Annotated in this window: 11 protein-coding genes; 8 read left to right on the top strand and 3 right to left on the bottom strand. The window is 63.2% G+C overall.

Features of this window, described 5'->3' with window-relative positions; all coding sequences use genetic code 11:
- The first annotated feature begins 125 nt into the window (after positions 1–125).
- Genes CE636_RS22595 through CE636_RS22575 form a run of 5 tightly spaced genes read left to right on the top strand, consistent with a single transcriptional unit; the run spans position 126 to position 5,593 of the window.
- On the top strand, positions 126–1,106 hold the full coding sequence (locus CE636_RS22595; RefSeq protein WP_017899079.1) for a sugar ABC transporter substrate-binding protein: 981 nt from the start codon (positions 126–128) through the stop codon (positions 1,104–1,106).
- Between the two features lie 44 nt (positions 1,107–1,150).
- Positions 1,151–2,653: a sugar ABC transporter ATP-binding protein gene (locus CE636_RS22590; protein WP_025999138.1), complete on the top strand. Its 1,503-nt coding sequence runs from the start codon at positions 1,151–1,153 to the stop codon at positions 2,651–2,653.
- Positions 2,650–3,639, top strand: a complete 990-nt coding sequence (locus CE636_RS22585) for an ABC transporter permease (RefSeq protein WP_017899078.1) — start codon at positions 2,650–2,652, stop codon at positions 3,637–3,639. Before CE636_RS22590 ends, CE636_RS22585 begins: the two co-directional genes overlap by 4 nt.
- Positions 3,636–4,640, top strand: a complete 1,005-nt coding sequence (locus tag CE636_RS22580; protein ID WP_017899077.1) for an ABC transporter permease — start codon at positions 3,636–3,638, stop codon at positions 4,638–4,640. Before CE636_RS22585 ends, CE636_RS22580 begins: the two co-directional genes overlap by 4 nt.
- Positions 4,641–4,651: 11 nt before the next feature.
- Positions 4,652–5,593, top strand: a complete 942-nt coding sequence (locus tag CE636_RS22575; RefSeq protein WP_017899076.1) for a carbohydrate kinase family protein — start codon at positions 4,652–4,654, stop codon at positions 5,591–5,593.
- A 42-nt stretch (positions 5,594–5,635) separates the two neighbouring features.
- Here the strand turns inward: CE636_RS22575 and CE636_RS22570 are convergent, their stop codons facing one another.
- From CE636_RS22570 to CE636_RS22560, 3 genes are read right to left on the bottom strand one after another with little or no spacing between them, the layout of a single operon-like run.
- Positions 5,636–6,664 (bottom strand): 2-hydroxyacid dehydrogenase, encoded by a 1,029-nt coding sequence (locus tag CE636_RS22570; RefSeq protein WP_017899075.1) that lies wholly within the window; start codon positions 6,662–6,664, stop codon positions 5,636–5,638.
- The gene (locus tag CE636_RS22565) at positions 6,661–8,157 is read right to left on the bottom strand and encodes an FGGY-family carbohydrate kinase (protein WP_004885807.1); all 1,497 of its coding nucleotides are present in this window, start codon (positions 8,155–8,157) and stop codon (positions 6,661–6,663) included. The genes CE636_RS22570 and CE636_RS22565 overlap by 4 nt, the downstream gene beginning before the upstream one ends.
- 12 nt (positions 8,158–8,169) lie before the next feature.
- Positions 8,170–8,778 (bottom strand): methylthioribulose 1-phosphate dehydratase, encoded by a 609-nt coding sequence (locus tag CE636_RS22560; protein WP_017899074.1) that lies wholly within the window; start codon positions 8,776–8,778, stop codon positions 8,170–8,172.
- A 453-nt stretch (positions 8,779–9,231) separates the two neighbouring features.
- Here CE636_RS22560 and codB point away from each other — a divergent pair, with 453 nt between their 5' ends.
- The 3 genes from codB to codA are packed head-to-tail and all read left to right on the top strand — an operon-like array spanning position 9,232 to position 12,961.
- The gene (gene codB, locus CE636_RS22555) at positions 9,232–10,494 is read left to right on the top strand and encodes a cytosine permease (protein ID WP_017899073.1); all 1,263 of its coding nucleotides are present in this window, start codon (positions 9,232–9,234) and stop codon (positions 10,492–10,494) included.
- Positions 10,491–11,726 (top strand): PucR family transcriptional regulator, encoded by a 1,236-nt coding sequence (locus CE636_RS22550; protein WP_017899072.1) that lies wholly within the window; start codon positions 10,491–10,493, stop codon positions 11,724–11,726. The genes codB and CE636_RS22550 overlap by 4 nt, the downstream gene beginning before the upstream one ends.
- Entirely contained in the window at positions 11,723–12,961 is a 1,239-nt protein-coding gene (gene codA, locus CE636_RS22545) for a cytosine deaminase (protein ID WP_017899071.1), read from the top strand. The genes CE636_RS22550 and codA overlap by 4 nt, the downstream gene beginning before the upstream one ends.
- The last annotated feature ends 40 nt before the right edge of the window (positions 12,962–13,001 follow it).

The following is a 13,001-nucleotide window of genomic DNA, read 5'->3' as shown; positions in this document are numbered from 1 at the left end:
TCTCTGGCGTTTCCGCGATATAACATTGCCGGCATAACTTAGACTTATTTTGTATTTGAGGTGGCGAGGTGCTTCTTGTCATGCTACCGGTCCGCAACCACCTTCATCACAGGATCATAATAACAATGTCGCAGAAGAGAAAATTATTGCCTGCCGCGCTGGGACTGCTTTCCCTTGCCTCGCTGAGCGTCACTGCCGCGGACGCCCTCTCCTTACAGGGAAAAACCATTGGCGTTGCCGTAGTAGGCACCCAGCATTTCTGGGATCGCGAAGCTTTTAAAGGCGCGACAGAGGAAGTGGAGAAACTGGGAGGCAAAGTCATTGGCGTCGATGGCGGCCGGGATAATCAGGTTCATGCCAATAATCACGATATTTTACTGTCACGCAAGGTGGATGCGGTAATTAGTATTCTCGGCGACAGCGCCGTCGAACCCAAATTTAAAGCATTACGTGATGCTGGTATCCCGGTATTCACCGTGGATCATGTTTCACAATATTCGGTCAATAATACCACCTCCGATAACTACACTCTGGGCTCCACCATCGGTCGCTACATGGCGGACGAATTAGGCGGTAAAGGTAATGTGGCCGTATTTAACGCGTTCTCCAGCGCGCTGCGTATTTGCGGAATTCGTTACGATCAGTGGAAATATGTCCTTAAGGATTACCCGGGTATTCATATTATCCAGCCCGAGCTCGCGGAACAGTTCGCCAACTCGCCGGAAGACGCGCGGAAGAAAACCCTCGAATTACTCAGCCAGTATCCGAAAGGCAAACTGGACGCCATCCATGTCGCCTGCTGGGACCAACCGGCCATCGGTATCGTCCAGGCGCTGGAAGAGACTGGTCGTGATAAGGACGTGAAAGTGACGGCCATCGACGCCGGTCCGGAAACGCTGGAGATCATGGCGGAGCCCGGCAGCCCCTTCGTGGCCAACGTCGCGCAGCAGCCGCATCTGATCGGCCAGACCTCCGCCGACAACGTGGCCCGCTACTTTGCCGGTCAGAAACTGCCGGTGCAAACCTTTATCCCGGTGATACCGGTGAAAGGTCCGCAGGAAGCGAAAGCGGTGTATAAACAGTTGGGATACGGCGAACTGCAGTGATAAATCAACACCCTGGCGGGGAGCGCCCCGCCGCGGGTCTGGTCATGGACCAGATCGGCAAACGTTTTGCCAGCGTAATGGCGCTTAATGCGGTTACCCTGCGCCTCAATCCGGGGGAGATTCATGGCCTGATTGGCGAGAACGGCGCCGGTAAATCGACGCTGATCAAGATCCTCGCCGGCGTTTATCAGGCCGACAGCGGCAGCGCGACCCTCGACGGTCGCCCGCTGCCCCTCGGCAACCCGGCAGCCATCGAAGCCGCCGGCATCCGCGTTATCCACCAGGAGCTCAACCTGATCCCGCACTTTACCGTCGCGGAATCGGTGTTTCTGGGCCAGGAGTATCGCACCCGCTGGGGGGCGCTGGATCGCCGACGGATGAAGGCCGCCACGGCGCAATTTTTCCAGCAAAACTGGCAGTTGGCGATCGACCCCGAACGTCTGGTGCGAGACCTGAGCCTGGCCGAGCGCAAGCTGGTGCAGATTGCCCGCGCGCTGATCGACGGCGCGGCGCGGCTTGTGGTGTTCGACGAGCCCACCGCCCCCCTCGAGGCCCAGGAGGCCAGTCTGGTCACCTCCGCCATCCTGCGCCTGCGCGACCAGGGCATTGCCATTCTGTATATTTCCCACTATCTCAATGAGATAGCCAGCCTCTGCGACCGTGGCACTGTGCTGCGCAACGGGGAAGTGGTCGGTTATCCCGACCGCGACCTGCTGCAGAATACCGAGGCGCTGATCGCCATGATGGTCGGCCGGGAAATCGACCAGCTGTATACTCCGCGCCAGCGCCCGGCGGCAGACAACGGGGAGGCTCCGCTGCTCTCGGTGCGCCAGCTGAGCGACGGACGGCAGCTGCAGGATCTCTCTTTTGATATTCACCCGGGGGAGATCGTCGGCGTCGCCGGCCTGCTCGGCGCCGGGCGCGATGTGCTGGTGGACTTACTCTACGGCTTGCGTCCGGCGGAGCGCGGCACTATCCATCTCGACGGCCTGCCGCGACGAATCCGTACGCCAAAGCAGGCGATCCGCGCCGGAATGGCGCTGGTCCCGCGCGACCGCCGCCATCAGGGGCTGATCCTGTCCTTCACCACCGCCGACAATATTAATCTCGCCTCGCTGCCGGAGACCGCCACCTTTGGCTGGGAGCGGCGGGGGATCGCCGAGAGGAAAGCGCGCGACTGGATAGAACAGCTGGCGATCCGCCCGGGTCGCCCGGCGCTGCCGGTACGCTACATGAGCGGCGGCAACCAGCAAAAAGCGATCCTCGCCCGCTGGCTCGGCACCGATGCCCGGCTGTTTATTCTCGATGAACCCACCCTCGGGGTTGATATCGGCGCCCGCCGCGATATTTATCAACGTACGCGCCAGCTGGCCGATAAAGGGCGGGCGGTGCTGGTCTCCTCCAGCGACGCCACCGAACTGCTCGGACTATGCGACCGGATCCTCGTCCTCTGGCGCGGTGCGCTGGCGGCGAATCTGCCCACCCGCGGGCTGACCCTCGACGCCCTGCTGGTGGCGATCAACGGCGGACAGGAGCCTTCACCATGAGTACCGCTATCCAGCGTCGCGGCCGTCCGGGCCTGGCGACGCTTGTTGAAAAATTCCCCCTGATCCTGTTTCTGGCGCTGCTGGTGTGGCTGAGCGTGCAGTCGCCCTACTTCCTCAGCTGGCAAAATATCAGCCTGATGCTGGTCCAGAGCGTTCCGCTGGCGATCCTCTGTTTCGGCCTGGTCTGCGTCATCGCCGTTGGCGGAGATGACGTGGTTTCCGGCGGCATCGACCTCTCCCTGCCGGCGACGGCGGTGCTCGGCGTCGCGCTGCTGAGCCTCGGGCTGGCCGAATGGCAGACGCCGTATCTCCTGCTGCTGGCGCTGCTGGCGGCGGTTTGCCTGCTCTGCGGGGCGATCAACGGCTTCCTGGTGCTGGCGGCCGGCCTGCCGCCGCTGCTGGCTACCCTCTCGACCTCCGTGGCGTTTACCGGCCTGACGGACCTGCTGACCGGCCAGCGGCGCATCGCGGTCAGCGATCCGCTGATGGTCGCCTTTCGCGATAACAGCCTCCTCGGCCTGCCCTGGCCGCTGGTCTATCTGCTGGGGGTATTTATCCTGTTCCAGTTCCTGCTCCATCACTCCCGCTTCGGTCAGCATGTGCAGGCGGTGGGCGGCAATCGCGATATGGCGCAAATGAGCGGCCTGAACGTGCGCCGCTTAACCCTGCAGGTCTGGCTGTTAGCCGGCATCGCCGCCGGGCTGGCTATTCTGCCGCTGCTCAGCCAGGGCTCCGGCAGCTCCAGCGGAACGGCCACGCCGCTGCTGCTGGAAACCGTGCTCGCGACCTTTATCGGCGCCGCCTTCTCCCGCCGTCGGGTAGTCACCATCTGGGGCGCGCTGCTGGGGGCGATTCTGGTTAACGCCCTCTCTAACGGGCTCGGCCTGCTGGGGGTCAATATCTTCTGGATGGGCGCCATTAAAGGCGGCCTGATCCTGGTGGTACTGGCGGCCTCGGCGGTCAGACACAAAGGAGGCGAGGCATGAGCCAAATCACCCTGAAAACTCCAGCTCCTGCAGAACAGACGGCCAGCAGCCCGCTGGCCTGGCTGTCGCGGGCCGGATTCGGCATCATCACCCTGCTGGCCATCGCCCTGTTCGGCTGGGCGAATCCAGTATTTTTAACCGTGGATAACTGGGCCAACCTGCTGCAGGGCAGCGCGATCCTGCTGATTGTGGCGATGGCGATGACCCTGATTGTCAGCGCCGGGGCGATTGACCTGTCGGTGGGCGTCGCGCTCGATTTCGGCGCCGCCTTCGCCCTCGTCGCCCTGAAAACCTGGCATCTGCCGTGGCAGGCGGCGGTGGGCTGCGCCCTGCTCGGCGGGGTGCTGATTGGCCTGCTCAATGCCTTTCTGATCCTCATCTGCCGGATCCGCCCCTTCCTCGCCACCCTCGGCACGTGGTTTATCGCCAGCAGCGCCGAACGTATCTATACCGATGGCGGCGGCGCGATAGCCTATCGGCGAATGGCTCCCGAGTATCACGACCTGGCGGTGGGTAACCTTGGCGGGATCCCCACGCCGGTAGCGATCGTGCTGGCGCTGTGGCTGGCGGCCTGGCTGGTGACCGAGCGCACCCTGTGGGGCAAATATATCCGCGCCATCGGTCAGAACAGCGAAGCGGCGCGCATCGCCGGGATCCGCGATCGCCTGACCATGCTCGGCGTGCTGGTGGCCGCCTCAGCCCTCTGCGCCGTCGGCGGGGTGATCCTCTCCGCCAACCTGCGGCAATTTACCCCGCTGGCCGGGCAGTCTTACCTGATGGACGCCATTGCGGCGGTGTTTATCGGTACCGCCTTTAACCGTCTGGGCCGGGTTAGCATCGCCGGCACCCTCGGCGGCGTGCTGTTCCTCGCCATTATTGATAATGGTCTGAACCTGATGGGCCTCAATTATCTGGTGAAGGACGCGCTGGTCGGCGTGATTCTGGTGGTGGCCCTCGCCCTATCCTTCTGGCAGGCGCGTCTGCGCCAAACGCATCGCTAAACGGGAGAACGATGGCAACCTTTGACGCCGTATTTGTCGGCCTGACTATTCTGGATATCGCCGGGCGCCCGGTGGTGGCGATCCCGCCGCGCGGTGGCGTCGCTTTTATTGAGCAAATTCGCCTCAACCCCGCCGGCACCGCCGCGGGGGCTAATATTAACGCCGCGAAGCTCGGGATCCGCACCGCGGCGGTGGCCTGCCTGGGCGAAGATGAAAAGGCCGACTTTATCCTCGCCAGCTATGCCCGGCTGGGCATTGACTGCTCGCTTATCCAGCGCACCGCGCTGAAGGAGACCTCGGCGACGATCCTGCCGATTCGCCCCAACGGCGAACGTCCGGCCCTGCACTGCCGGGGCGCGTCTGACGCCCTGTTCGTCAGTGAAGCGGAATTTGACGCCGTCCTTGACTGTCGCTTCCTGCATCACGGCGGGAGCGGACTGCTGGCGGCAATGGACCAGGGACAGAGCGCACGGCTGCTGCAGGCGGCCAAAGCGCGTGGAATCACCACCAGCTTTGACCTTATCGCGCCGAATGAACACACCCTGGAACTGCTGCGGCCCCTGCTGCCGTCGGTGGATTATTTTATGCCTTCGCTGGAGGAAGCCGCCTTTCTCTCCGGGGAGACGCAGCCGGAGGCCATCGCCCGCTTCTTCTTTGCGCTGGGCGTGGGCACCTGCATTCTGAAAGACGGCGAGAACGGCTCCTGGCTTATCGGCCGCGATGGCGCGCTGGAGCATATTGCGCCGTGGCCCGTCGAGGCGGTGGATACCACCGGCTGCGGCGACAGCTACTGCGGCGGGTTTATTGCCGCGATGGCGCGCGGGCTCAGCGTGAAAGCGGCATGCGACGTCGCCTCGGCGGTGGCCGCGCTGGTGGCGACCGGGATGGGCTCGGATGCCGGGGTGGTAGACTGGGAACAGACCCAGGCTTTTATGGCGGCCCATCGCCCCTGACGTTGGACCCACGCCGCTGCAGGACGCGGCGGCGCAAGCGGCTTAACGCCACTGGTACAGCAGCGGCTCCCCGGCGACATAGCGCTGAAGATCGGCGGCAATCATCGCCGTGTGTTTGGCGATACTCTCCCGGGTGGCCCCGGCGATATGCGGCGTGATAATCACGTTATCGAACTCGGTGACAAAAGGGTGATCGCGCCACAGCGGTTCGCGATGATACACGTCCAGCGCCGCGCCGCCCAACGGGCCGTGACGCAGAGCCTCAATCAGCGCCGCTTCGTCGACCACCGCCGCGCGGGAGGTATTGATCAGCAGCGCGCCAGGCTTCATGCTGTTTAGCAGCGCCGCATTCACCAGCCCGTCGCTGTGCGGCCCGCTGCTCAGATGCAGGCTGACGATATCCGCCTCACGGAACAGCGCCTGCAGGGTGGTTTTCTGTAGCCCTGGCTCATTGATATCCTCTGCGGCGACGAACGGATCCACCACCCGCACCGCCATACCGAACGCCCGGGCGATACGCGCCACCCGGCGGCCAATGTTGCCATACCCCACCAGGCCCAGCGTTTTATTGCGCAGTTCACTGCCCTTAAACACTTCATAGGGGCTTTCCGGACTCACGTCCCAGACCACATCCCGGCGCAGCCCCTGCTGGGTGGCGGCGGCGGCATTGTCAGCCTGCGTGAATTCCCCCCGCTTCAGCGCCGCATGGGATTGCGGAATATGGCGCGCCAGGCTGAGCATCAGGCCAAGCGTCAGCTCCGCGGCGGCATCGGCATTGCGCCCCGGGGTGTAGAGTACCCGGATGCCGCGCGCCTGCGCGGCCTGGGTATCAATATTCACCGGATTCGCGCGGGTACAGGCGATAACCTGCAGGCGCGGACAGGCGGCCATCACCGCATCCGTCACCTCATCATAGCTGGTCACCAGCACCTCAGCGTCGTGGGCCAGCTCAATCAGCTGACCGGCGCTGAGTTTTGGTTTGCCCAGCGCCCACCCCTCCACCAGCAGCTCACCCAGCTGGTGGAAGGCGCTAAGGTCGCCAGCATGCTCGGCGGTAAAAACGATTTTCATGGTTGTACTTCCTGAGAAAGACGTTGAAGAGCGGCCTGCCTGGCCTGCCATACCGGCAGCATCTGCTCACGCAGCAGGCGATAAACGGGATACAGCGCCGCGTAGCGGGCATGCGCCTGAGGGCGCGGCTGATAGCGGGTCTGCGCCAGCGGAGGCGTCTCGGCCAGCGCCGCGACGCTGCGGGCCGCCAGAATCGCCGCACCGCGCGCGCTTAGTTCATTAAAGGCGCTGGAGACCACCGTGCGCCCGGTACAGTCGGCGATAATCTGCAGCCAGGTGGCCGAGGCTGCGCCGCCGCCGGTCAGATACAGCTCGCCGCCCTGGGGATAACCCTGCAGCGCATCGACAATGGCGAAGGCCAGGCCTTCAAACACCGCGCGCTGTAGTTCGGCGCGGGTGGTATGCGGGCTAATGCCGATAAAGCCGGCCCGCGCATCAGGGCTGTAAAACGGCGCGCGTTCGCCATTGAGATACGGCTGCCAGAAGACGCCGCCGCTGCCTGGCTCCACCTCCGCGATCGCCTGCTCCAGCCGACCCAGATCGGCGTCCAGCGAAATATGCTGCTGCAGCCAGTCAATGTTTGGCGTACCGGCCTGCATCGGAAACAGCGAGATCACCTGCCCGGCTTCGGTGTGAGTGACGAAGCGCGTCGCCTCGTTCACCGTCTGCGGACCGCGGCAAACGATTCCGGTACAGCAGGTGGTGCCGAGGATCGTGTAGATATCCCCTTCGTTGACCGCGCCGCAGCCCAGCGCGGCGCTACAGACATCCAGCGCCCCGGCGGCCACTGGCGTCGCGGCGGGCAGTCCGGTCAGCGCCGCCACCGCGTCGCTCAGCGTACCGGCCGGAGCGTCCGGGGCCAGCAGAGGGGGAAACAGCGGCAGCAGTTCGTCCAGCCCCATCTCGTTCATCACCACCGAGGACCAGCTGCCGCTCTGCTGATTGAGTAATGAGCTGCTGGCGTCCGTCAGCTCCAGCGCCGCCACGCCGGTCAGGCGAAAGCGGATCCAGTCCTTGGCGAAAAACAGATAGCGCGCGGCCGCCAGCCGCTCCGGCTGATACTGTTTCAGCCAGTACAGCTGCAGGCTGGTATTGCAGGGCTGCAGGTGGGTGCCGGTATCGGCGAAATAGCGGCGGTCAAAACCGGGCCGGCGCAGCAGTTCGCTCATCAGCTCGTGGCTGCGGGTATCGCTCCACAGGATCCCCGGCCCTACCGGTTCGCCCTGCGCATCGCTGAGCCAGACCCCCTCCCCTTGCCCGGCGAGGCCGATGGCCCGCAGCCGCCCCTCCTGCAGCGCCGGGTGGCGGGCAATCTGGCGCAGAATAGCCAGCACCGAATGCCACAGCTGGGTCATATCCTGTTCCGCGTAGCCATTGGCCGACAGGCGGGGGGAGGTGTTTTCCGCAGCGCTGGCGCGCGCGGTGAAATGCTGATCAAACAGCACCGCTTTCACCCGGGAGGTGCCGATATCGATACCAAGATAAAAATCCATACCTGCTCCGGCTCAGGGCTCGTAGCGGCGGCGCATCAGCTCGCACTCGAACAGGAACTCCAGCCCCTCCAGTTGCCGGCGGGCCTCCTGAATATCTTTCCCCCAGCAGGTCAGGCCATGTCCGCGCAGCAGAAAGCTGTAACGCAGCGGGCGGGTTTGCGCATAATCGGCAATCCGCGCCGCCAGGGCGTCAATATCCTGATCGTTATCGAAGATGGCAACCGGAACGGTATCGAGATGGCTGTGCTGCCCGCTGAGGGTTTTCTGCATTTCATACCCCTGCAGCGCCAGCGTGTCGCTTTTTTCGATGCGCGACAGCACGGTGGCATTGACGGTATGCACATGCAGCACCACGTTGGCCTCCGGGAACAGGCGGTAGACCAGGGTGTGCAGGCCGGTCTCCGCCGACGGTTTCCGTCCGGAAGGGGCCTGATTGGTGGCGATCTCCACCTGCAGAAAATCCTCGGTCGTCAGGCTGCCTTTATCGCGGCCCGACTCGCTTAGCCAGCACCAGGTATCATCCTGACGCACCGACATATTGCCGCCGGTCGCCGGCGCCCAGCCTTTCGCGCCGATCCAATGACAGGTGGTGACCAGTTGCGCGAGTCTTTCTTGCCACATAGCAGTTCCTTAGGTTAGCGATGATTTGTTTAGCCGTCTAAATGGCTATTTATCCGATACTAACACCGCTAACCGGAGGGAACAATATTTCAGGAAACACACATAAGACAAATGGTTATATCATAAATGCATATTAAATAACCTTTATTCACAGCAATTTAACCAACCGCAGTGAATCCGCTACGATCCCCTGCTGCCTGGCGCCACAACGCTGGCGGATTGTGCTGGCTGAAATTCTCCTTCTGCGCCAGGCATGCCGTCGCCGCCCTCCTCTGCCCCGGACTGGTGCAAAACATGGCAGGATGCACACTAAAATGGCATTACTCCTCCTGAACCCCTCAATAACCGTGCACATTGCACACTATGCGCTATTCCTCATGCCCGGTTTTTCCTGGCACATCTCTTGCTACTTCCGGCTATCACCGCCCATCTAACCCAGCCAGAGGTTCCAGGATGTCAAACAGCAATGATTTTCCCCTCGTCGAAGCGCCCACCGCCGGACGCAAAGGCGTATTTTCCATCGCCATGGTGTTATTCAGCTTTACCTTTTTCACCGGCACGATGTTTGCCGGCGGCAAACTCGGCGTCTCCTTTTCCATCGTCAATCTGCTGTGGATAGCCGTCATCGGCAACGCCTTGCTGGCTCTCTATGCCGCATCGCTGGGCTGGATTGCCGCGCGCAGCGGCCTGAATACGGTGCTGATGGGCCGGTTCTGCTTCGGGGAGATCGGCAGCAAGCTGGCCGATTTTATCCTTGGCTTTGCCGAGCTGGGCTGGTACGCCTGGGGGACCGCCACGGTCGCTATCTCGCTGGTGAAGATCCTCGCCCTGCCCGAGGCGCTGACCCAGCCGCTGATGGTGCTGTTTGGCATTCTGTTCTGCGTCACCGCGCTGGTGGGCTACAAGGGGCTGGACGCGCTGTCGCGCCTGTCGGTGCCGCTGATGTTCGTGCTGCTGGTGGTCTCCATGTATCTGGCGCTGCACCACGCCGGCGGCTGGCAGGCGATGACCCGCATTGCGCCGAGCGACACCATGACCTGGTCGGCGGCCATCACCATGGTCTTTGGCACTTTCGCCAGCGGCGCCACCCAGGCGACAAACTGGACCCGGCTGGCCAACTCCAGCCGGACCGCCATTCTCGCCAGCATGGGCAGCTTCCTCATCGGCAACGGGCTGATGATCGTCGCCGGCGCCTGGTGCGCCATCGTTTATCAACAGGCCGATATCGTCGAAGTGCTGATCCTGCAGGGGCTGTCAGTCGCCGCGGTGATCATGCTGTGTCTCAACCTGCTGACCATCCAGGGCCCCACCATCTATAACGTCTCCGCCGCCGCCTGCCATCTGCTGCGCAGCGAACGTCGCCGCACGCTGACCCTCGCCGCCGCCGGGGTGGGCATTGTGCTGGCCATTGGCGGAATGTACGAAATGCTGATCCCGTTCCTTGTGCTGCTGGGCAGCATTATCCCGCCCATTGGCGGGGTGATTCTCGCCGACTACTGGTTCGCCCGCGGCGGGCGCTATCCCTTGCTGCAGAACGCCCGCCTGCCGCGTTTTAACTGGCTGGGACTCGGCGCCTACGCCGCCGGCGCGGTGGTGGCTTATCTGTCACCGTGGATCGCGCCGCTGGTGGGGATCACCGTCTCCGCGCTGGTTTATATCGCCCTGACCATGGTCAGCAAACGTCAGCCTGCCGCCGTCGCGGAGCAAGAGCCATGAGCCTGACGGTCAGCGAACTGCTGGCCCTTGAGGGACTCTCCGCCCTGCGTTTGCGGGCGGGAAAGCAAGGGCTGCAGCGGGCGGTACGCTGGTACTACGTGGCGGAAAATGAGCATATCGCCGAGTGGATCATGGGCGGCGAGCTGGTCTTTATCACCGGCATCAACCATCCCCGGGATGAAGCCAACCTGATCCAGCTGCTGATGGAGGGCAAACAGCGCGGCATCGCCGGGATGGTGATCCTCACCGGCGAGGCCTATATCCACGCCATTCCCGCCACGCTGATCGCCCTCGCCGACGAGCTGGGCATTCCGCTGATCGAGCAGCCCTACCTGCTGAAGATGGTGATTGTCACCGAGCGGGTCGGCACCGCGCTGGTCCGCAGCGAAAACGCCCTTCAGTCGCAGCGCGACATCCTGATGCAGCTGGTCACCGGCGACTATCCGGACCTGCAGATGCTTCACCAGCGCGCCCTCCACCAGCAGCTCGATTTTACCCGCCCGCTGCGGCTGGCGGCGCTGCGCCTGGAGGGACTGTCCCGCCTGTTTCGCCAGTACCCGCCCGAACAGGCCGAAGCCTGGCTGCAGCAGGCCCACCGCAGCGTGCGCCAGCAACTGCAGCAGCAGCTCAACCAGCAGGGCAACCCCTTCCCGCTTCTGGAACGCAGCAACATGTTCCTTTTCCTGCTGCCGGATGAGGAGGGGGAAGACTTTCAGCAGAAAAAGTGGCTGCAGCAGTGGCTGCAGACGCTGGCGGAGGGGGAAGAGCGTTTGTCACTGCTCTGCGGCCTCTCGGCACCGGTCAGGCAGCTGCAGGGCTACCCGCGGGCGTTGTCGCAGGCGCGCCAGGCGCTGGATCTGTGCGAAACCCTGCGGCCGACCCAGCGCATCAGCGACTATCAGCAGTTGGGGTTTATCAAACTGCTGTCCGCGGTCAGCGACCCGGCGCTGCTCAACGATTTTATGCACGACACCCTCGGCTGCCTGATCGAGCCGGGCCGTAAAGCGCCGTGGCTGCTGCTGGAGACCCTCGAGACGCTGCTGCAGGAGAACGGCAACGTTGTGCGAGCCGCCGACCGGCTGGGTCTCCATCGCAACACCCTGCATCAGCGCATCCAGCGTATTGAAAAACTGACCGGCTACCCGGTCAGCCACCCTCAGTTTCATCTCAACGCCTCGGTCGCGCTGGTGATCTGGCGTTTATCGCAAAACCATTTACAGGACCAACCATGAAAATTGTTAACGCCCGCCTGCGCCGCCAGGAGGCGCTGTTTACCCTTGAGCTGCAGGACGGCATCATTCGCGGCATGACCGCCCAAACCGCGATGCGGACCGCCGACACCGGGGATATCGACGCCCAGGGTCGGCTGGCGATCCCGCCCTTCGTCGAGCCGCATATCCATCTTGACGCCACCCTAACCGCGGGCGAGCCGGAGTGGAACCGCAGCGGCACCCTGTTTGAAGGCATCACCCGCTGGAGCCAGCGCAAAGCGAGCATTACCCCGGAGGACACCCGCCAGCGGGCGCTGAAAACCATCGGCATGCTGCGCGATTTCGGCGTTCAGCACGTCCGGACCCATGTGGATGTCACCGACCCGTCGCTGGCGGCCCTGCAGGCGCTGCTGGCGGTGAAACAAGAGGCCGCCGATCTCATCGATCTACAGATTGTCGCCTTTCCGCAGGAGGGGATCGAATCGTATCCCAACGGCCGGGAGCTGATGACGCGCGCCATCGAGATGGGCGCCGACGTGGTGGGCGGCATTCCGCACTATGAGAATACCCGCGACAAAGGGGTCAGCTCGGTGATGTTTTTGATGGACCTCGCCCAGCGCTACGGCCGCCTGGTGGATGTCCACTGCGATGAAATCGACGATCCGCAGTCGCGTTTCCTCGAAGTGCTGGCGGAAGAGGCCCGGGTGCGCGGTATGGGGGCGCAGGTCACCGCCAGCCACACCTGCGCGATGGGCTCTTATGATAACACCTACTGTTCGAAGCTGTTTCGCCTGCTGAAAGCCTCGGGGATCAACTTTATCTCCTGCCCGACCGAAAGCATTCATCTGCAGGGCCGGTTTGACAGCTGGCCGAAACGGCGCGGCGTCACCCGGGTGGCGGAGCTGGATCGCGCCGGCATCAACGTCTGCTTTGCTCAGGACTCGATTCAGGATCCGTGGTATCCGCTGGGGAATGGCAATATCCTGCGCATTCTGGATGCCGGACTGCACATCTGCCATATGCTCGGCTATGACGATCTACAGCGCTGTCTCGACTTCGTCACCGACAACAGCGCCCGGGCGCTTTGTCTGGGCGATAACTACGGCCTCGCCGAAGGCCGCCCGGCTAACCTGTTGATCCTCGATGCGGAAAACGACTACGAGGCCGTCCGCCGCCAGGCGCGGGTGCTGACCTCCATTCGCCACGGCAAGGTGATTTTGCAGCGTGAGGTGGAGCACATCCGCTATCCGGCATAAGGCGCAAGGCGCTGCGCGTCGGCGCCTTTCTGTGATACCT

This window comes from Klebsiella sp. LY (genome assembly GCF_004010915.1).
Lineage (GTDB): Bacteria > Pseudomonadota > Gammaproteobacteria > Enterobacterales > Enterobacteriaceae > Klebsiella > Klebsiella quasipneumoniae.
Note: the sequence above shows the minus strand (reverse complement) of the source record. Positions and strands in the feature narration are given on the sequence as shown.